At 69.1% G+C, this 20,690-nt stretch carries 17 protein-coding genes and 1 pseudogene; 15 read left to right on the forward strand and 3 right to left on the reverse strand.

Annotated elements, in window-relative coordinates; translation table 11 throughout:
* Window positions 1-61 precede the first annotated feature (61 nt).
* Window positions 62-684 (forward strand): annotated as a pseudogene (locus C560_RS21510) (dihydrofolate reductase family protein).
* 31 nt (window positions 685-715) lie between these two features.
* Here C560_RS21510 and C560_RS0109940 read toward each other — a convergent pair.
* Window positions 716-1,636, reverse strand: coding sequence for a 2-hydroxyacid dehydrogenase (locus C560_RS0109940; protein WP_026538096.1), 921 nt, complete (start codon window positions 1,634-1,636; stop codon window positions 716-718).
* 136 nt (window positions 1,637-1,772) lie between these two features.
* On the opposite strand from C560_RS0109940, the gene C560_RS21515 reads away from it, so the two are divergent.
* The 14 genes from C560_RS21515 (at window position 1,773) to nboR (ending at window position 17,049) form a co-directional block, all read left to right on the forward strand.
* On the forward strand, window positions 1,773-2,702 hold the full coding sequence (locus C560_RS21515; protein WP_197026134.1) for a serine hydrolase: 930 nt from the start codon (window positions 1,773-1,775) through the stop codon (window positions 2,700-2,702).
* A gap of 310 nt (window positions 2,703-3,012) precedes the next feature.
* Window positions 3,013-3,678, forward strand: coding sequence for a response regulator transcription factor (locus C560_RS0109950; RefSeq protein WP_018774182.1), 666 nt, complete (start codon window positions 3,013-3,015; stop codon window positions 3,676-3,678).
* A gap of 35 nt (window positions 3,679-3,713) precedes the next feature.
* A complete protein-coding gene (locus C560_RS0109955) occupies window positions 3,714-5,255 on the forward strand; it encodes a sensor histidine kinase (protein WP_051533088.1) in 1,542 nt (513 codons plus the stop codon).
* A gap of 302 nt (window positions 5,256-5,557) precedes the next feature.
* Window positions 5,558-6,781, forward strand: coding sequence for a glycosyltransferase family protein (locus C560_RS21520; RefSeq protein ID WP_231494307.1), 1,224 nt, complete (start codon window positions 5,558-5,560; stop codon window positions 6,779-6,781).
* Window positions 6,768-7,988 (forward strand): glycosyltransferase, encoded by a 1,221-nt coding sequence (locus tag C560_RS0109965; protein ID WP_018774179.1) that lies wholly within the window; start codon window positions 6,768-6,770, stop codon window positions 7,986-7,988. Before C560_RS21520 ends, C560_RS0109965 begins: the two co-directional genes overlap by 14 nt.
* Window positions 7,985-9,160 (forward strand): glycosyltransferase, encoded by a 1,176-nt coding sequence (locus C560_RS0109970; protein WP_018774178.1) that lies wholly within the window; start codon window positions 7,985-7,987, stop codon window positions 9,158-9,160. The genes C560_RS0109965 and C560_RS0109970 overlap by 4 nt, the downstream gene beginning before the upstream one ends.
* Window positions 9,157-11,043 carry an ABC transporter ATP-binding protein gene (locus C560_RS0109975; RefSeq protein WP_231494308.1) on the forward strand — a complete coding sequence of 629 codons (1,887 nt, stop codon included), beginning with the start codon at window positions 9,157-9,159 and terminating at the stop codon, window positions 11,041-11,043. The genes C560_RS0109970 and C560_RS0109975 overlap by 4 nt, the downstream gene beginning before the upstream one ends.
* Entirely contained in the window at window positions 11,040-12,374 is a 1,335-nt protein-coding gene (locus C560_RS0109980; RefSeq protein ID WP_026538099.1) for a phosphotransferase family protein, read from the forward strand. Before C560_RS0109975 ends, C560_RS0109980 begins: the two co-directional genes overlap by 4 nt.
* Window positions 12,371-13,501 (forward strand): phosphotransferase, encoded by a 1,131-nt coding sequence (locus C560_RS0109985; RefSeq protein WP_026538100.1) that lies wholly within the window; start codon window positions 12,371-12,373, stop codon window positions 13,499-13,501. The genes C560_RS0109980 and C560_RS0109985 overlap by 4 nt, the downstream gene beginning before the upstream one ends.
* 4 nt (window positions 13,502-13,505) lie before the next feature.
* Window positions 13,506-14,633 (forward strand): phosphotransferase, encoded by a 1,128-nt coding sequence (locus C560_RS0109990; protein WP_026538101.1) that lies wholly within the window; start codon window positions 13,506-13,508, stop codon window positions 14,631-14,633.
* 100 nt (window positions 14,634-14,733) lie between these two features.
* A complete protein-coding gene (locus C560_RS0109995; RefSeq protein ID WP_026538102.1) occupies window positions 14,734-15,570 on the forward strand; it encodes an alpha/beta fold hydrolase in 837 nt (278 codons plus the stop codon).
* A gap of 28 nt (window positions 15,571-15,598) precedes the next feature.
* Complete coding sequence (gene uraD / locus C560_RS0110000; RefSeq protein WP_026538103.1) at window positions 15,599-16,096, forward strand: 2-oxo-4-hydroxy-4-carboxy-5-ureidoimidazoline decarboxylase; 498 nt, start codon at window positions 15,599-15,601, stop codon at window positions 16,094-16,096.
* Entirely contained in the window at window positions 16,093-16,434 is a 342-nt protein-coding gene (gene uraH, locus C560_RS0110005; protein ID WP_026538104.1) for a hydroxyisourate hydrolase, read from the forward strand. The genes uraD and uraH overlap by 4 nt, the downstream gene beginning before the upstream one ends.
* A gap of 6 nt (window positions 16,435-16,440) precedes the next feature.
* Window positions 16,441-17,049, forward strand: coding sequence for a nicotine blue oxidoreductase (gene nboR, locus C560_RS0110010; RefSeq protein WP_026538105.1), 609 nt, complete (start codon window positions 16,441-16,443; stop codon window positions 17,047-17,049).
* A gap of 69 nt (window positions 17,050-17,118) precedes the next feature.
* Here nboR and C560_RS0110015 read toward each other — a convergent pair whose 3' ends face one another.
* Window positions 17,119-17,763 (reverse strand): uracil-DNA glycosylase, encoded by a 645-nt coding sequence (locus C560_RS0110015; protein WP_026538106.1) that lies wholly within the window; start codon window positions 17,761-17,763, stop codon window positions 17,119-17,121.
* Window positions 17,764-20,688 (reverse strand): molybdopterin-dependent oxidoreductase, encoded by a 2,925-nt coding sequence (locus C560_RS0110020; protein WP_026538107.1) that lies wholly within the window; start codon window positions 20,686-20,688, stop codon window positions 17,764-17,766.
* Window positions 20,689-20,690: the final 2 nt, after the last annotated feature.

Here is a 20,690-nt window from a genome sequence, read left to right on the forward strand (position 1 = left end):
TGCCAGCCTCGAAGTGATCCCGTCGCCGCGGCGACGACGGGCTGCGGGGAAGGAGCACGGCATGGGACTCATCCATATCGACCTGTTCACGACGCTCGACGGCGTTGCGCAGGCCCCGGCGGGCCGGACGAGGACCCTGCCGACGGCTTCGCGTTCGGCGGCTGGCAGGCACCCCTCATCGACGAGGTCGTCGGGGAACAGATCTGGTCCGGGATGGCGGGGATGGACGCGCTGCTGCTCGGCCGCCGGACCTACGACATTTTCGCCGCGTACTGGCCGCACGCCAACGGTGACATCGCGCGGCTGTTCAACCGCATCCCGAAATACGTAGCCTCACGCGGGACGCCTGCCCTCGAGTGGGCCGATTCCACGCTGCTCGGTCCCGATGTTGCCGCCGCCGTGCGCGAACTTCGCGACCGGCACGCGAACATCCACGTGATCGGCAGCCTCGACTTCGTGCAGACCCTGTTGGCCGAGCGGCTCTTCGACCGGCTCACCCTCTGGGTGTACCCGATCCTCCTCGGCAGTGGAAAGAAGGTCTTCGCGGACGGGGTGGTTCCGACGAACCTCAGACTCATCGAGCCCGTCGTCGCCTCACCGAAGGGCGCGGTGCTGCAGCGCTACGCGCTCGCCGACGGCACCCCTGGCGTCGGCGACATGGCGGCCGTCACCCAGGAGGGCTAAAGCGGCATGCCCGGGCCGTTGCCGCGCCCGATCAGCCGTTCAGCACCACGTTCGCCGGCGGCTCGCCCGCCAGCATCATCTGGATCTGCCGCTGCAGCAGCCGGCCCATCCGCGGGCGCATCGCCGAGCTCGCGCCGCCCACATGCGGGCTGATGATGACGCCCGGGGTCCGCCAGAGCGGGTGGTCCTGCGGCAGGGGCTCGGGATCGGTGACGTCCAGCGCGGCTCGGATCCGGCCGGAGGCGGTGTGCCGGATCAGGGCCTCGGTGTCCGCCACCGGGCCGCGGGCCACGTTCACCACCAGGGCGCCGTCCGGCATGGCCGCGAGGAAGGCCTCATCAATCAGGTGTCGGGTGGAGTCGCTGAGCGGGACGCCCACCACCACGATGTCGTGCTCCGGCAGGAGCGTGTGCAGCTCCGCGATGCCGTGGATCCGGCCGCGCTCATCCGTCCGTTCGGTGCTGGCCACCCGGGTCACGGACGTCTCGAACGGAAGGAGCCGGTCCTCGATCGCCTTGCCCACCCCGCCGTAGCCCACGATCAGGACGCGGCGGTCGGCCAGGCTGGCGGTGGGCCGGGCATCCCACCGGCCCTCCTGCTGGTTCTGGATCAGGCGGGGCAGCTCGCGCTGGCTGGCGAGGATCAGGGCGAGCGCCAGCTCCGCGGTTGACGTCTCGTGCACGCCGGACGCGTTGGCGAAAACCCGCCCGGACGGCAGGAACTCCGCCACCCCGTCGTACCCGATCGACTGGCTCTGCACCAGGGCCGTTTCCACCTTTTCCAGACCGCGCAGGACCTGCGGGCCGCCCATATACGGCGGCACCACGATGTCGATCCGCGGCCTGGGCGGCTCCCCGGCGAGGTCCCACTCCAGGACGGTGACGTCCGGGTGCGGCTGAAGGTATTCACGCAAGGTGGCGTCCGGCAGGCTGACAGTGATTTTCCGGGTCATGAATGCCAGCGTAGTGGACCGGCATCCGGGATTTTTGTCCCACTTGGGCCGCGCCCCGCGCGCTCCGTGGACTTCGCCCCCGGCCCGGCCTAACGTCGGAGGCACCACCCAGTCGAGTCCGGAAAGGCCCACGCACATGACGAATCCGGGCCCCCGGCCGGCCGCTCCCACCCACCGCAGGAACGTGGTGCTCGTCTGGGCCGCCGCCGTGCTGGTGCTGGCCGCCGTCGTGGTCCTCGGCGCCATCCGCACCTCACCCGGTGGTGATCACACACGCGACTTCCTGACCCGTGATTTCCCGACCGGTGACGTCCTGACCGTCGCCCACCAGCAGGAGCCGGACCCGGCGGAGGCTGCACCGGCAGCCCCGGCCGCCGCCGTCGACCTTCCCGCCGAGATGCAGCGGATCATCGGCGAACACCCCGACCACCGGATCGGCGTCGCCGTCATGAACACCCGCGACGGCCAGCTGCAGAGCTACGGCGACGTGGCACCGTACACCGCGGCGAGCACCGCGAAGGTCCTGACGGCCGCCGCCTACTACCACCTCGTGGAAACGGGCGATAAGTCACTCGACGCTCCCCTGGGCGCGTTCAATGCCGCGTTCCAGCTCAAGGCCATGATCAACACCAGCAGCGACGACTCATGGCTCCTGTTGATGCGGGACATCGGCTACCCCAACCTCACCGCCTATGCCGCCACCCTCGGCATCACCTACGATCCCGAACAAAACCTGCTGGCCCCGGCGGACATGGCGCGGCTCCTTACGCAGCTCACCACGGGCAAACTGCTCAACGCCGACCACACCGCGGAACTGCTCGGCTACATGCAGCACACCAATGACGAGGACCTCATCCCGGCCGCAATCGCGCCCGGCATCACGGTGCACCACAAGTACGGCGTGGTGCAGGGCTACGTCCACGACGCCGCCCTGCTCAGCGCCGGTGACCGCTCCTACGCGGTGGTCATCTACACCTGGGGCCCGGACGACGCCGACAGCGCGGACCGCCTGGACCTCATCCACGACCTGACTCGCCAGCTCACCGGTGCCCTGTTCGGGCCATAACAGGCCAACACTGGCGTGCTGCTGCGAGTGACCTGTTAACAGTCTGAAAATCAACCGATCAAAGGTGGCGCAGGCTCCAATACGGGGGCAGGATGAAAGAAGCGGGAATAGTCTCAGCCGCAGCCCGACGGAACACCACGGTGCTGGGCCGTCTCCTGGAGGAGCACCAGATGTTCATTCCTTCTGAATCTCGATCCTGCCGTCCCGCCGAACCCGGGACCTCCGGTCCCGCACGGGCTGCGCCGCCGCCCTGACCGGAACGCGCAGACCAGCCCGCCTCCCGGATCCGGGCTTTCTCAAGGGAGTCACCTTGATCCGTATCCTTATTGCCGAAGACGAAGAACGCATCTCCCGCTTCATCGAAAAGGGCCTGCGCGCGGCTGGCTACGTGCCCACAGTGGTCGCCGACGGCGTCACAGCCGTGGACTACGCCTCCAGCGGCGAATTCGATCTCCTGCTCCTGGACATCGGGCTCCCCCGCCTGGACGGGTACGCCGTCCTCGCGGCGCTGCGCCGCGGCCAGGTGGGCATTCCGGTCATCTTCCTCACGGCCCGCGGATCATCCAGCGACACCGTCGCAGCGCTGGAGGGCGGCGCTGACGACTACATCGTCAAGCCGTTCCACTTCGAGGAACTCGTGGCCCGCATCAAGGCCCGGATCCGCAAGTCGGACACCGGCGATGTGCTGGCGGGAAGCGTCATGCGCTACGGGCCCCTGGAGCTGAACCTGCTCACCCACTCGGTCAGCGTCGACGGCAGGATGGTGGAACTCTCCGCCCGCGAATTCGCGCTGGTGGAAATGTTCCTGCTCCACCCCGGGCAGGTCCTGAGCCGGCAGCAACTGCTCAGCCACGTCTGGGGCTACGACTTCGACGGCACCTCCAACGTGGTGGACGTGTACGTGCGCCAGTTGCGGATGAAACTCGGCGCGGACCGCATCCTCACCACCCGCGGCGCCGGGTACCGCCTCAGCTAGGCCAAGCAGGCTGATCCGCGCAGGAAGGGAACAGAGTGGCCACCTCGGATGAACATCCCGGTGAAGACGGCCCGGCCGCGCCGGCGGCCGTCTTCCCTGAGGCGGAAACCCAAGACCCGTCCGGCTGGGGCGCAAAGTTCCACTCGGTGCGCTTCCGGGTGGTGGCCGCCATGCTGGGCATGATGCTCGCCGGGCTCATCACGGCGGGGCTGGTCACGTTCGTGGTGCAGTTCCAGGAGGCTGATGCCAGGCTCGACCAGGCGCTTCTGGACAAGGCGAACTCCGTGGTCAAGATCGTCCAGACCAAGAAGAAAACGTCCGGGGAGTACGCCAACAGGACGTACATCAGCGCCCTTCACGAGGCCGCGGAAGATATCGAGCCACGCAGCAACGAGGTCATGGCCGGGATCGTGGACGGGCGCGTGGCGTGGACCGTTGAGGGCAACGGGGACAAAGCCCTCCTGGAAGACAGCATGATGGCCGACGCCGCCGAGCTCAGGAATCCTGCCGGCGCGTCTTTCGGTGAACTCGACGCCGACGGGCGCCCGCTCCGAACTGTGGTTGTGCCCATGAGGGGGGTCACGGGCACCTTCTTCCTGGTCGGCCGGGACGCGGCCGACCAGCGCGAGCACAACGCCAGCTCGGTCCGGACGTATTCGCTGGTGTCCCTCGGCATGCTCCTGGCTGCCGCGGTGATCGGCGGCATAGTCGCGGGGCGTCTGCTCGATCCGCTCCGCCGCCTGCGCGAGGCCTCCAGGGCGGTCGGCCCGGAGGACCTCACGCAACGGGTGGAGGTGCGCAAAGGTGAGGACGACGTCACCCTGCTTGCCAAGACCTTCAACACCATGCTGGAACGGCTGGATGAGGGCGCCCAGCAACAGCAGCAGTTCCTGGACGACGCCGGCCATGAGCTGCGCACCCCGCTGACCATTCTCCGCGGGCACCTCGAGCTGGAGACGGTCGATGATCCGGACGACGTCATTGCCACCCGGGAGGTGCTGCTGGACGAGGTGGACCGGATGCAGCGTCTGGTGGATGACCTCCTGCTGCTCGCCAACTCCGGCGAGATCGGCTTCATCCAGCGTGAACCCGTCCGGATCCCGGAGCTCCTGGATCAGGTCATGGAAAAGGTGCACGTCCTTGCCGACCGGCACTGGCAGATCGATGAAAGGGCCGACTACGTGGTGGAGGCTGATCCGCAGCGCCTCACCCAGGCACTCGTCCAGCTCGCCGCGAACGCCGTCAAATACACCAGGCCATCGTCCACAATCGCGCTCGGTTCCCGAATTGAGCGCCCGACGGCGGCCGACGGCACCTCGCTGCCCCCGCAGGACACCCTCGTGCTGTGGGTGCGCGATGACGGGATCGGCATCGCCGCAGAGGACCAGCAACGGATCTTCGAACGGTTTGGCCGCGTGCACACGGGCCGCGGCGTGGAAGGCTCGGGACTGGGCCTTGCCATCGTCGCGGCGATCGCCCAGGCGCACGGTGGCGTGGCCACGGTGGAATCCGAATACGGCCACGGGGCCACGTTCATGATCCGGATCCCCCTGCAGTCCTCCGGCGTCCGCGTCTGACCTGGCCCGCCGTCGTACCTTGCCCGCACCCGAGGGCGCCCGGATCTGACCTTGCCCGCACCCGATGGTGCCCGTGCCTAAGCGCGGGGCCGCAAATGGGGGGCCTTTGATGAGGAATCCTTAATCTTCCCCTCATCCCATCCTCACTCTCGGGGCGCAGGCTGATGCATACCATCAGACAGCACCGGCCCGGACACAGTTGCGATCGCAGCCAGCCCGGGGAAAACGGGGGCGGGGGAGGATTTGCTGTGGAGCCAATGCGGATAGTGCTGTACTCACATGATTCAGTGGGCCTGGGACATGTGCGTCGGAATCTAGCCCTGGCCCACGCGCTGAACAATCAGCTTCCAGGCCTGATCGGCCGCCCCGTCACCGGAATCCTCATCACCGGCACGGCCCTCGCGCCGGCGTTCCGGTTGCCGGAGGGGTGGGACTGGGTACTTCTTCCCGGTGTGGCGAAGGGATCCGCGGGCTACCTGCCGCGGAACCTGACCTTGCCCATGGGGGAGCTCGTGCCGTTGCGGGCCAGGCTGCTGCAGGCAACGCTGGCCGGCTTCTCCCCGCACCTCGTGGTGGTGGACCGGCATGCCACGGGCGTCCACGGCGAACTCGAAACAGCCTTGCGGCACGCCCGCACCGCCGGGCCCGTGCGTGTGGTGCTGGGCCTCCGCGAGGTCCTTGACTCGCCCGCCGCGGCCGTTGCCGAATGGGCCAGGGTGGGCGGTCCCCGCGTGGTGAAGGACCTGTTCGATGCCATCTGGGTGTACGGCGATCCCGCCGTCCACGATCCCGTAGCCGCCGGCGAAATACCGTTCGCCCTCCGAAAGCTCATCCGGTACACGGGCTACCTCGCCGAGGGGCGCCCCTCGGCCTCCGGCACCAGCTGCATGCCCGGGCGGTACTGCATGACGACGGTCGGCGGCGGCTCGGACGGCTATGCCCTGGCCCGCGTCGCCGTCGCCACGCCGGTCCCGGACGGGATGGGACACCTCGTGGTCGCCGGGCCGCAGATGCCCGCCGAACAGCTCAACGACCTCCGGCAGCGGGCCCGCCCCGGCGTGAAAGTAGTCTCCACCGTCGATGACATCGTGTTCCACCTCCGGCACGCCGCCGCCGTCGTGGCCATGGGCGGCTACAACACGGTGTGCGAAATCATGAGCACGCCCGTCCCCGCCCTGATCGTGCCCCGCACGCAGTCGCGCGCCGAGCAGCGGATCCGGGCCGCTTCCCTCGCCGCGGCCGGGTACCTGGAACAACACGAGATTGGCACGCTGACGCCGGAAATCCTGGCCGGCTGGCTGGCCGCCAGGTTCGGCACCACCGTGGACCGCCGTCGTGCGGTGCTGGACGGCCTGATCCGGGTTCCGCAACTGGCCGCCGAGCTGCTGCAGCCGCTGCTCAATGCCGAACTGGCGAAATCAGACCGGGCCAATCAGGTCAGTGCCGATCTGGCCGCCGATCAATTCAGCGCGGACGAAAGCGATGCCGCAGCGAGCGTGAAGGGTGCCAGCCGTGTCGCCGTTTGAACCCGGGACAGCGTACGTCCTGAAGACGTACCCGCGGTTCTCCGAAACGTTCATCGTTTCGGAGATCCTGGCCCGCGAGGCGGCCGGGGACCGGATCGAGATCTTCTCCCTCCGGCCCACCGACGACCCCCGGTTCCACCCCGAGCTCGCCCGGGTCCAGGCACCGGTGACGTACATTGACCGCCCCATCAAGACTGTGGCCCTGTGGGAGAGCCTCCGCATGGCCGACGCGGCCGGGCTCACGGCCGCCGTCGGCCGGAATCTGGGCGAACTCGCCGCCGCCACGGCGGACGACGCCGTGCAGGCCATCAACCTGGCCACCGTGCTGCAGGACCGGAACATCCGGCACATGCACGTCCACTTCGCCTCGGGATCAACCACCGTGGCCCGGCTGACGTCCCTCATCACCGGCATCCCGTTCTCATTCACCGCACACGCGGTGGATATCTTCCATGAATCGGTCCAGGACGAGGACCTGCGGCTCAAGCTCGAGCAAGCCCACCACGCCGTGACCATCAGCCAGTACAACATGCGTTACCTGCGCCGCCGCTTCCCGTCCTCGACGGCCCGGCTCCATCTGGTGCGCAACGGGCTGGAACTGGAGCGTTTCCCGTACCGGGAGCCGCGGCCGCTCGGAGCCACCCTCCGGATCGCCGCCGTCGGGCGCCTGGTGGAGAAAAAAGGCTTCCAGTATCTGCTGCCCGCGGCCGCCGAACTGCTGGACCAGGGGGTCAAACTGGACCTCCGGATCGCCGGGACCGGGCTCATGGCCGAGGAACTGGAGGCCAGCATCGGCCAGCTCCGGCTCGGCGGGTACGTCCGCCTCCTCGGCCCCCAGACCCAGGACCAGGTGCACGAGCTGCTCCACTCCTCCGATGTCTTCGTGGCGCCCTGCGTGGTCGGCGCCGACGGCAACGCGGACGGCATGCCCACAGTCCTGCTCGAGGCCATGGCCACCGGCGTCCCCTGCATCAGCACGTCCGTGACCGGGATCCCCGAAGTGGTCCGGAACGGCTCCACCGGCGTCCTGGTCCGGCCGGGCAACCCGCACGCCCTGGCCCGCGGCATCTGCACGCTCGGCTCCCCGGCCACGGACAGGGTCGCCATGTCCCGCAAAGCCCGCGCCCTGATCGAGGAGGACTACGACGTCCACCGCCAGGCCGAGCTCCTGAGGTCCCTCTCCCGTTCGGAAAGGAGAGTCGCATGACACGCGTGGCCTACCTCTGCGCCGACCCCGGCGTTCCTGTCTTCGGCACCAAGGGCTCCTCCGTCCATGTCCAGGAAATCGTCCGGGCGTGGCGCGGGACCGGCGCCGCCGTCACCGTCTACTGCACCCTGCTCGGCACCGAGCGGCCCAGCGACCTTGCCGATCTCGACGTCGTCGAAGTGAAGCCGGAATCCGTCCCCGCCGCCGCGCGGGAACGGGCGGTCCAGGACGCCGCGCTGGGCCTGGCGGACGAGGTCCTGCGCAACGGCTGCGGGCTGTTCTACGAGCGCTATTCGCTGTTCAGCCCGGCGCTGTCCGTAGTGGCCCGCATCCTGGACGTGCCGTCCGTGCTTGAGGTCAATGCTCCGCTGATCGAGGAGCAGCAGCGGTACCGCCAGCTGCTCGATGTGAAGAAAGCTGAGACGGTGTTCCGCCGCAACGCCGCAACGGCCGACGTCGTGGCCTGCGTCTCGGATCCCGTGGTGCGCTGGGTACGGGCGCGGGTGCCGACCGCGCGGACTGTGCTGGCACCGAACGGAGTGAACGTCGAGCGGATCCCGGCCCGCCGCCCCGGCCGCCGGAACCCGGACCATCTCACCGTCGGGTTCGTCGGAACCTTGAAACCTTGGCACGGTGTCCCCGGCCTGTTGCACGGTGTGGCGCTGGCCAACCAGCAGACCGCCGACCCGGCCTTGCGCTGGCACCTCCACGTGGTGGGTGACGGCCCCGGCCGGCAGGACCTCGAGCGCCTCGCCGAGTCCCTCGGCGTTCCGACGGTGTTCACGGGCGCCGTTGCTCCGGCTGCGGTGCCCGGCCTCCTGGCAGAATTCGACGCCGCCGCCGCACCCTATCCCCCGGACGGACCTGGCCAGGACGATTACTTCTCGCCGCTGAAGGTTTTCGAGTACCTGGCCGCCGGGCTGCCCGTGATCGCGAGCGCCGTGGGCCAGATCCCGTCCATCATCCAGGACGGCCGCACCGGGATCCTCGTCCCGCCCGGGGACCCCGCCGCGCTCGCGGACGCCCTCCTCCGGCTCGGCGAAGACCCGAATTTGCGGGAAAGGCTGGGGCTCGAGGCCCGCAACGACGCCGTGCAGCGGTTCAGCTGGAGCGGGGTGCTATCCCGGATCACCGGGGCGCTGCCGCCTGCGCGCAGACTGGCCAGGCAATGACCACCACGGCCAGGCATTCGAGCCCCCGCAGCTGGCGGACCCTGTGGCGGCCGACCGGCGCCAGCGCACCGGCTGAACTCTCACCGCTGCGGCGGACCTTGCGGTGCGTCCGCCCGCATTTGCGCGGGCACAGGCTGCTCATCACCTGGGGATTCATTGCCATGGCCGTGGAGATCCTCTTCCGGCTTCTTGAGCCGTGGCCAGTGAAAATCGTCCTGGACTCCGTCTCACACTCACTCGGCGCCAATCTGCGAAGGTCCCCGTTCAGCGTGGAGGCGAGCGCGGAGGTGCTGCTCCTCTGCGCCGGCGCGGTGGTTGTCATCAGCCTCATCCGGGCCGTGGCTGGCTACGTGTCTGCGATTTCGTTTGCCCTCGTGGGTACCAAAATTTCCACCGAATTGCGCGCCCGGACCTTCCGCCACCTCCAGGGCCTGTCGATGCGCCACCATAACCGCGCCTCCACCGGAGACACGGTCCAGCGGCTCGTCGGGGACGTATCCCGGCTGCAGGATGTGGCTGTCACTGCGGGGCTCCCCCTCATCGGCAATGTCGTCTCGCTGATCGCCATGATGATCATCATGCTCTGGCTCGATCCTTTGATCGCCCTGGTGACGTTCCTGTCCATCGGGATATTCATCGTGTTTTCCCGCAAGAGCTCGGGATCGATTACTACCGCCGCCCGCAAGTCACGCAAGGGTGAAAGCGCCCTGGCCACCACAGCCGCACAGACGCTGGGAGCCATGCGCGAAGTCCAGGCGTATGGACTCGAGGACACCATCAGCTCGGGCTTCAGCAAGAGCAACCAGGCGGCACTTGGCTCCGGCGTGGTGACGTTCCGGCTGGCCGCCAGCCTGCAACGGAAAACCGACGTCCTGACCGGAATCGCGACGGCGGTGATCCTGGCTGCCGGCGGCTGGAGGGTGATGCAGCATGCGATGACCCCGGGTGATCTGGTCGTCTTCCTGACTTACCTGAAAACCGGGCTGAGGCCACTCAAGGATGTGGCCAGGTACACGAGCCGCATCGCCCGCGCGACGGCCTCCGGGGAACGGGTTGCGGACCTGCTTGAGGCCCAGAGTGACGTGCCCGAGTCACCGCACGCCGTCGCCCTCAAGAACCCGCACCCGGACATTGTGTTTGATGACGTCTGGGCCGGCCACTTCGAGGAAACCGCGGTGCTCAAGGGCATCACCCTGACCATACCGGCGGGTCAGCACTGCGCCGTGCTGGGGCCGTCCGGGGCCGGGAAGTCCACGCTGGCGAGCATGATCCTCCGGATGGTGGACCCATGGAAGGGGAGTGTCAGCCTCGGCGGCGAGGACCTACGGGGCCTGAAGATCGCTTCCGTGCGCGCCCACGTCTCCATCCTGCTCCAGGACTCCGTGCTGTTCGGAACCTCCGTCCGGGAGAACATCAGGTTCGGCCGACTGGATGCCACCGATGAGGAGATCGAAGCCGTGGCGGCCCTCGCCCAGGCCGACGGTTTCATCCGCGCACTGCCCCAGGGCTACGAAACCGTCCTCGGCGAGGCGGCCAGCGATCTTTCCGGGGGCCAGCGCCAACGGCTGGCCGTCGCCCGCGCGATGCTCCGCAGGGCCCCTATCGTGATTCTGGACGAGGCGACGGCGGGGCTCGATCCGGCATCCCGGGATTCGGTCCTCAGCGCCCTCGACACCCTCACCGAGGGCAGGACCTCCGTCACGATTACCCACGACGTCAACTCGGCGCAATCCTGCGACCGCGTGCTCTGGCTCGAAGACGGCGAAATCCTCGAAGACGGGCCGCCGCAAGCATTGCTGGCCGATCCCGAGTCCCGCTTCGCCGGCTGGGTCCATCGGCAACAGACCGGCGAACCGGGTGAACTGTTTAAGGTGCCGACGTGAGCACGGCCCCGCAGGGAGAACGGCTGCAGGGAGAACTGCTGCAGGGATGGCTGCAGGGAGAAGAGCTGCAGCCGCAACGGCGCGAAGCCGACCGTGCCCTCGCGGCCCGGGACCCCCGGATCCCGGGCCTGAACTGGGTCCTCGACGACGAACTGCTCTCCGAGCTCCTGGGCGAACGCGTCCGGATCACCAGGACCCGCTACAAGCCGCACAGCTCGGCCCTCGTCGTCTTCCGCCGGGCCGGCAACGGCGCCGGCAGCTACGGCTGGGCATCGACCACCGCCCCCGAGCACGCCGGGAAACTGCAACGGCGGGCGGACAGTTCGCTACAGCGCGGCGGCGGCATCCGGCTTATCCGGCCCGATCAACTCCACCCCGACGTCGCCGTGGCGGCCGGTCCCATCGAGGAGGACTGGCCCCTGCGCCCCAACCTGCGGTGGCTCCGGGACCACGGACTCCGACGGCTCGGAGCGCTCCCCGCGGCGGGGCGCTTCCTGGACCCCCCGGTCAGCGTGCTCAGATACAACCCGGAGCGCAGGCTCGTTGCCAGGGTTCCCACGGAGACGGGCCCCGTCGTCATCAAGACCGCCGTCCAGGCTGACGAGGTTGCCGCGGGACTCCGCCTGCGGCAAAGGCTTCAGAGCCACGGCATCCCGGTCCTGCCCGAACTCGCGGACCCGGCATGCGCCGCGCACGGCATCAGTGCCTCCCCGGGCTGGGGTCAGGGAGACCTGGGCGGCGGCGACAACGATCCGGCCGCCTACCGGGCCGGCCAAGCCGTGGCGGCGATCCATGGCATGGACGCGGGTGCCGGGGCGGACCCGATGGCGGACAGGGAGGACCTGGCACGCCAGCTCGCCGCCACGCGGTCTATGATCATCTGCCTGTTCCCCGGGCTCCAGGCTCCGGTGGACGCACTCACCGGCCGGCTCCTGGCAGCTGTCGGCGCCGCCGGCCCCCAAAGGCAACAGCCGGTGCTGGTCCATGGTGACTTTTCGGCGGACCAGGTACTGGTGGACGGCCCGGCCATCCGCATCATCGATTTCGACCGCGTCACGACCTCCGACCCGGCGAGGGACCTTGGGTCCTTTGCCGCGGTGGAGGACATCGCAGACCCCGCCGGCGCCGGGCCCGTCGCCGGCGGCCGCAAGACGGCCCAGCTGATCGACGGTTACCGCGAGGCCGGCGGGCACGTGACGCAGGCGCGGGTGGATAGCTGGGCGGCCTTCCGATTGTTCCTGAACAGCGTCGACCCGTTCCGGAACCGGGCCAGCGACTGGCCGGCCGACACGAACTGGCATATCCGCCGAGCCTTGGAGCTGATCGCGTGAACTGGCACCCACCGCGTTGGAATTACACCGACGACGCCGGCACCCCGTGGCGCGTCCGCTGGGCGTGGCCCGACAAAGAACCCGGAGAATACCTGCTGGAGGTCGTGACTGCGGGACCGCTCGGCGTCCGGGGAGCCCATCTGAGCCAAGGCCACTTTGAGCTCCTGCCGGAGGACGATCCGCAACTGCCGGCCCTTCAGACGGAAAGACAGCGCGGGGAAATCATTTCCCACTGGCCCTACATGCGGGCGGTCATCCGGGCGGAGGGCTGCTACATCAAGATCTTCCGGCCCGGAGGCGCCGCCGTCCCCGCCGAACGATGCGCTCAGATGGACCGCCTGCTGGACGCCGGTGCCTTCACGGCGCCCAAAGTGCTTCAGAGCTCCCCGGACACCCTCGTTTTAAGCGCCCTCTCCGGACCGACGCTGGGCGAAATCGGCGAGGACTACGTCACGATCGGCGAAAAAGTGTTTGCCGGCGCATGGGAAAAATGGTCCCGCGCGTGGCTCGCCCAGCTGAGCGCGGCGTCTGACGTCAGCAGACGAACCATTCTGGGCGCAATGCCGGTCCATTCAGCGGAGGCGGAAGCGAACGCCGTGGCCCGTTGGCTGAAACGATGGCTGCGCCACACGGCGAATGTTCCGGAAGTGTCCACCCAACGCGACACGTTGATGGCCATGGCAGATTACGTCATGGCGAACTTGCTCGGCTCGGTGCCGGACCCGCTGGTATGGGCGCACGGAGACCTGCACGACCGGCAGATCATCGCTGGCGACGGCCGGTCCCCGTTCGGGCTGTTGGACTTCGACGATGCTGCCCAGGCCGAGGCCGCCCGCGACCTCGCTTACCTGGATTTCCATCTGGAGCGCCGCCTGAGGCGCAATAGCCTGACGCCGGCGCGATACCTTAAGGCCCACACGGAGGTGCTGGCCGTCGCCCGGCAACTGCAGGTCAGCCCGGATCGGTTCGATGCCTACTCGGACGCACGCTGGCTGCGCTTGGCCTGTTCTTCGTTCCCGTCGGGCTCAACGCTGGCGACCCGCGTTCTCGAGGAACGGGTAGAGCATCGCCGGGCCTTCGGATCCACCACATTGACCGCCGCCCAGTCCCTCGGATCCCGGAGCTGATCCAATGGGCTGGCATCCGCCCGTCCCGGCCACCGTCCTGGATGCTGACAACACCGAATGGCAGGTCATCCGGTCCTGGCCCGACGACGCCGCGGAGGACTACGTTCTGGAGTTGGCGGCGCCCGGCCGGGCAGGGGTCCGGGCGGCCCACCTCCGGGCGGGGCAGTTGGAGCTCCTGCGGGACGGCCGCGACCGGCGTCTCCCCGCCCTGAGGCATGCGTCGCCGCTGGGTGAGGTGGTGGTGCACCGGGCCCACAAACGGGCCGTGGTCAGGGCCGGGGAACACTACCTCAAGATCTTCCGGGCCCGGCAATCCGACGAAGCAGTGGGCAGGCACGCCCGGATGAACGAACTCCTCGGAGCCGGGGACTTCCTCACCCCGGAAATTGTTTCCTCCACCCCGGGCTGCCTCACCCTCATGGCGCTGCCCGGGCGCTCCCTGTTCGCGCTGGGAAACGACCCCTCGGTCAGCGAAATGGACTTTGAAAATGCCTGGCAAGAATGGTCCCGGGCCTGGGTCCGGCAGCATTCCCTGGCCCGGGCTCCGGCGCAGCGCCCCGCGCTTGAGGCGCTCCCGCCGCGGACGGCCGCCGTCGAACTGGCGAGACTGCAACGCACGGTGAATCTGTGGCTGGTGCATGCCGGGGACATTCCGGCGGCGCAACCCGAGCGCGCCGCCGTCCGCGGGGCCGCAGGGCAGGCCGCCCAAAAGCTGCTCCGGGCCGATCCGGATCCGCTGGTGTGGTCCCACGGTGACCTCCACGACAAGCAGATCTTCACCCTGGATCCCGGCGCTCCCCTGGGTCTGCTGGACTTCGACGAAGCCTGCCGCGCCGAGGCCGCCGCCGACCTCGCCAACATCGCCATCCACCTTCAGCTGCGCCTGCACCAGCACCGCCTGACCGCCGAACGGTACCAAACCGCCCGCCACCACGTTCTCGCCACGGCCGAAGAGCTGCAGGTCACCCCTGCGCGCTTCGACGCCTACGCCGCCGCGACCCGCCTGAGGCTCGGTTGCCTGTATTCCTTCCGGCCCCAGTGGGCGGACCTGGCGGAAGATTTCCTCATTCCGGATGCTGAACAGGCCCTGGCGGCGGGGGTTCCGGCCGCTAAAGTGGAGCCCACGTACTGACTGCAGACCGTATCGAAACCGCAGCGCCCTGCTCTGCCGAGCACTGCACCGCCCCACACCGAACCACCGCGCACTGCGCCGAACCGGGAGGACCGCTGGCATGGCTTACATCAAGGTTGGAACCGAAAACAGCACAGACGTCGAGCTCTACTACGAGGACCACGGATCCGGCCAGGCCGTGGTCCTGATCCATGGCTACCCGCTGGACGGCTCGTCCTGGGAAAAGCAGACCGCGGCGCTGCTCGGCGCGGGCTACCGTGTGATCACCTACGACCGGCGCGGCTTCGGACAGTCCAGCAAGCCCACCGAGGGCTACGACTACGACACCTTCGCGGCGGACCTGAACACCATCCTGACCACCCTCGACCTGAACGACGCCGTGCTGGTGGGCTTCTCCATGGGCACCGGCGAAGTGGGCCGCTACCTCGGAACCTACGGCTCCGCCCGGGTGGCGAAGGCCGTGTTCCTGGCCTCGCTGGAGCCGTACGTGCTGCAGGCCGAGGACAACCCCGGCGGTGTCCCGCAGTCGGTGTTCGACGGGCTGATGGAGGCCGTGACGGCGGACCGGTACGCCTTCTTCACGGAATTCTTCAAGAACTTCTACAACAGCGACACTTTCCTGGGCACCCCGCGGCTCAGCCAGGAAGTCATGAACGCGGGCTGGAACCTCGCCACCAGGGGTGGGCCCACGGCGTCGTCGGCAGCGCAGCCTACCTGGCTCACGGACTTCCGTGCCGACATCCCCAAGATCGATGTCCCGGCCCTCATCGTGCACGGCACGGCGGACAACATCCTGCCGATCGACGTCGCCGGACGGCAGTTCGCCAAGGCACTGCCGAGTGCCGAGTACGTGGAGATCGACGGCGCCCCGCACGGCATGCTGTGGACCCACGCCGCGGAGGTCAACGAGGTCCTGCTGCGGTTCCTGGCGAGCTAGCCGGGAACTGGCATCGAGGATCTGGCGCATGCTGCTGGAAGACTTTAACGCTGCCGGACGCCCGGAAGCCGCCGCCGCCCTGCGCCCCTGCCTGGACGTAGGGCGGTGGATTGAGGAGATCATCGATTCCCGGCCCTTCGGCAGCACCGGACGCCTCCTCGACGCCGCCCGCCGCGCGGCGGAGCCCTTCACGGCCGCGGAGGTGGAGGCCGCCCTGGCCCACCATCCCCGGATCGGCGAACGGGCCGCGGGAAACAGCACGGAGGCCCGTCTCTCGCAGTCGGAGCAGGCGGCTCTTGGCGTCCCGGATCCGGCCGTAGCGGCAGCCCTTGCCGAGGGGAACCGGAGCTATGAAGAACGATTCGGCCAGGTGTTCCTGATCCGCGCGGCCGGCCGCAGCCGGGAGGAGATCCTGGCCGCCCTCACCACCAGGCTCGCCCACACCCCCGAAGAGGAACTAGCAGTCATCGGCCAGCAGCTGCGCGAAATCGCGGTGCTCCGACTCGAAGGACTGATCCGCGCATGAGCACTTCCCACATCACCACGCACGTCCTGGACACGGGCTCCGGCAAGCCCGCCGCGGGCGTCGCCGTCACCCTGGACAGGCTCGACGGCGGCCGCTGGGTCAGGGTCGCGGCGGGAGCCACGGACGAGGACGGGCGCGTCACGTCGCTTGGTCCCGACAGCCTGGGCTCCGGCACGTACCGGCTGGGCTTCGACACCGGAGCCTATTACGCCGCCGCCGGAACCGAGACCTTCTTCCCCGAAGTCACCCTGGTTTTCGCTGTGTCCCAATCGCAGCCCCACTACCACGTCCCCCTGCTGCTCAGCCCCTTCGCCTACTCCACCTACCGCGGCAGCTAGTGGGACATGGGCATTAGCGGAGCGCCGGGCACGACGGCGGTGCTGCTGGCCGCCGGCGCCGGGACGCGGCTGGGGCTCGGGCCCAAGGCGCTGCTGCCCTTCCGTGGCCGCACCCTGGTTGAAGTGCTCGCGGACGTGCTGCTCGCGGGCGGCTGCCGGGAAGTGGTGACGGTACTCGGCGCGGACGCGGCAACGGTCCGCGCCGGCACCGACCTCAGCCGGCACCGGGTCATCGAGAACCCGGACTGGGGCACCGGGATGGGCAGTTCGTTCCGGGCGGGCGTTGCCGCGGCGCCCCAGGCGGACCACGTGCTCATCGCACTGGTGGACCAGCCCGGGCTGACCACCGAGACTGTTGCACGGCTGCTGGCAGCCCACCGGCCCGGCCGGGTGACGGCGGCCGCCTACCGCGATGCGGAAGGGACACTCCAGCGCGGACACCCGCTGCTGCTCGATGCCGGACTCCGCGCTGAAGCCGCGGAAACAGCAACGGGCGACGCCGGAGCGCGCGTCTTCCTGCGCGCCCATTCGGACCTGGTCGATCTGGTGGACTGCAGCGACCTCTCCGGCGGCGAGGACCTCGACTCCCCCGAACAGCTGCACCTCCTCGATTAAAGACAACGCGGGGTCAGATACGGCCCATTAGGGCCCCTCCGATGGGCCGTATCTGACCCCGCGTTGGTTTTAGCGCGAGTGGGCCAGCAGGTCCTGCAGGCCACGCTTGAAACCGGACCGGCCGCCGTGGGCCGGGTGCCTGATTTTCGGCACATCAAAGCCGCTGCGCTGCAGGCTGCGGTGCGCCACATTGCCCACGGCCACCACGGTTTCGATGGAAAACGCCTCCATCAACGCCTGCCAGAACGGGGTTCCCAGTGCAGCCTCGGAAGCCCTCGGCGTGCGGTTGGACAGCGGCCGCCCGGGCACGTGGGTGTGCCACGGGTAGGCGCTCCACAGCAGGGGCAGGAACTCCAGCTCGGCCAGGACCTGCCACATCACCGTGGCCGTCGGTTCCGCGGCTACGCCTTCGAAGTCCGCCGGCAGCGCGTACCCCTTCCCCGGCCCAAACAGGCCAAACTCGTTGGCGGGGCCTTCGAACATGGTGCGGTTTGTGAAGGGAACTCCGGTGATCCTCATGCCCCGGAATCCCGGCGCTTCGCCCAGCAGCAGCACCTCCGGGCGCCGGTCCAGCATTTCCTGCAGATAGAGCTCAAGGTTCCGGCGGCGCAGGGCATTGCCGGCAGCGGAAAAATCAAAGAAGTTCTGGCTGTCCGGCCCGGTCTGCACGGACGCCAGCCTGTCCACGAAGGCCCGGATCTCGGGATCGGCCACTCAGGGCGCTCCTCTGGAGGGGACCAGCCCTGCTTCCTTCAGGCCCAGGTAGATCTTGTCCCGGGAGATGGGCAGCTGGGAGAACCTCACGCCGGTGGCGTTCCGGATCGCGTTCGCGAGCGCCGGCGCCACCGGATTGAACGGGCTCTCGCTCATGGACTTCGCGCCCAGCGGGCCCAGCTTGTCGCTGGTGTCGGCGAAGTACACCTCGCTGCGCGGCACGTCGGCGAAGGAGGGGACGTGGTACTGCCGCAGGACGTCGGTGGTGACGCGGCCGGCGTCGTCCACTTTGATCTCCTCGTAGAGCGCAGAGCCGAGGGCCTGCGCGATCCCGCCTTCGATCTGGCCGCGGCATTGGCGCGGATTGACCACCACGCCGGCGTCGGCCGCCTGCACGCTCTGCAGGATCCGCAGCTCCCCCGTCCCGGTGTTCACGGCCACCCGGAAGCCCTGGACATTGAACGCCACGGAACGCGGCGTCCCGGCCCAGCGCCCCTCGGCGGCGAGCCCGACGCCAGCCTGCTCCGCGGCATCGTAAATTTCCGCCAGGGGCACCCGGGTTCCCTCGCAGACCACGGCGTCCCCGTCCAGCTCACAGCCTGAGGGCGGCACGCGGCGGAGGCCGGCGGCGAAGACGCGGATGCGGAGGGCGAGGTCCTCTGCGGCGGCCAGCGTCGCTTTGCCGGCCACCACGGTGCCGGCAGATCCGAACGCACCGGAATCGTGGTCCACGAGGTCGGTGTCGGACTGCCGCACGGTGACGCGGTCGGCGGAGGTGGACAGCGCGGTGGCCGCGAGCTGGGCGTGGACGGTGGTGGTGCCGTTGCCGAATTCTGCCGTCCCGACGTCGGCGGCGTAGGTCCCGTCGGCCAGGAGCCGGAGCCTGGAGTGGGCATAGTGGCCGCGTGGCGGAACGGTATCGATCATGGACAGGGCAGTCCCCTCCCCGACCACCCAGTCCGGGCCCGGGCTGTCTCGGCCGGCCGCGCGGTAGCGTTCCCGTCCACGGGCCAGGGCGTCCTCCACCAGCTTCGTGCACTGGTCCAGGCCGTAGCTGCCGTAGCGGACGTCCTCTTGGGGCTCGTCGCTAATGGACAGCATGTCGTCGCCTTCCCGGACCATGTTCCGGCGGCGGAACTCCAGGGGGTCCATGCCGATCCCTGCCGCGAGCTCGTCGATGCCGGATTCGATCGCGAAGATCATTTGGCTGAGCCCGTAGCCGCGGAAGGCGCCGGACGGCACGGTGTTGGTGTACACGGCGTGGGCGTCCACTTTCTTGTTGGCGCACTTGTACACCGCCAGCGACTCGCCGCAGCCGTGGAACATGACCCCGGTGGCGTGGTTGCCGTAGGCGCCCGTGTTGGTGAGCACCTCCAGCTGGAGTGCGGTCAGCCGGCCCTCGCGGCTGGCGCCGGCCTTGAGATGGATGGTGAAGGGATGCTTGGTGGTGGCGGCGGTGAACTGTTCGGTCCGGGTGAATTCAAGCTGCACGGGGCGGTTCAGCTTCAGGGCGGCCAGCGCCACGACGTCCTCGGTGAGCACCTCCTGTTTGCCGCCAAAACCGCCGCCCACCCGTCCGGCCACCACCCGGATCTGGTCTTCCGGCAGGCCGAATACCCGGCCCAGGGTCCGCCGCACCAGGAACGGGACCTGGCTGGAGGTGCGGATCAGCAGCCGCCCGTCACTGCCGAAGGAGGCGATGGAGGCATGGGTTTCCAACGCCATGTGCTGCACCCGCTGGGTCCGGTAGGTGTGTTCGTGGATGAAGTCCGCCGCGGCGAAACCGGCCGCCACATCGCCGAGCTCGGAATGCAGTTCCGCCACGACGTTCCGCTCCGGCCGGCTGATCCGGGCCGTGGTCGCGTCTTTGTCCCCATGAAGGGCGGGGGCGCCGGGGAGCATGGCGTTCTCCGGGGTGAAGACGGCGTCCAGCACCTCGTAGTCGACCTTCAGGGCGCGCACGCCTGCCTCCGCCGCTGCCACCGTCCCGGCGACGACGGCGGCGACCCGCTGGCCGATGAAGCGCACGACGTCGTCGAACACACGGGTATCGTCCGGGTCATCGGTGTAGAGCTCGTGCTGCGCGGTCGAAAACAGCTGCGCCGGGGAGTCCTCGTGGGTGAGGATCGCCGCGACGCCGGGAATCGCCAGCGCGGCTGCTGCGTCGATGGAGCGGATCCGGGCGTGGGCATGCGGGGAGCGCAGCAGCTTCACGTGCAGCAGCCCGGGCAGCTCTTCGGCCGGGACGTCCAGGGTGTAGCGGGCCCGCCCAGTGACGATGGCGAGGCCGGCCGGCGCGGGAACGTCGTCGCCCAGTTGTCCGGGGCGCGGCTCCGGCCGGCCGGGCCCCTCGGTTGAGGTGTCCGGGGCGGAGGTGTCCGGGGCGGAGGTGGCCGGGTGGGAGGCGGCCGGGGCGGAGGTGGCCGGGTGGGAGGTGGCCGGGTGGTTCCCCGTCCCGCAGACGGCGTCCTCGATGGCCGTGTACCCGGTGCACCGGCACAGGTTGCCCTTGAGGTTCCGCGGCAGGTCCGCCTTCTGCCCGTCATCGAACGTCGCGGCTGTCATCACCATGCCGGCCGTGCAGAACCCGCATTGGAAGCCCTGCCGGTCCAGGAACTGCTGCTGCATCGGATGGAGCGCGGCGCCGTCGGGGTCATCAGCTCCGCCGGAAGCACTGGCGGCAGCCAATCCTTCCACGGTGGTGACCGCGCGGCCTTCCGCGCGGACGGCGGGATAAATGCAGCTGTGCACCGGGACCCCGTCCACGTGCACCGTGCAGGCGCCGCAATCGCCGGCGTCGCAGCCCTTCTTCACGCCCAGGTTCCCCTGCTCGCGAAGGAACGTGCGCAGGCACTGGCCGGGACGGGGTTCGGCCTGCGCCGGGACGCCGTTGATCCCGATTCTGCCGTGGAACTCGGTTGTCATGT

The organism is Arthrobacter sp. 9MFCol3.1, from assembly GCF_000620385.1.
Classification (GTDB): domain Bacteria; phylum Actinomycetota; class Actinomycetes; order Actinomycetales; family Micrococcaceae; genus Arthrobacter.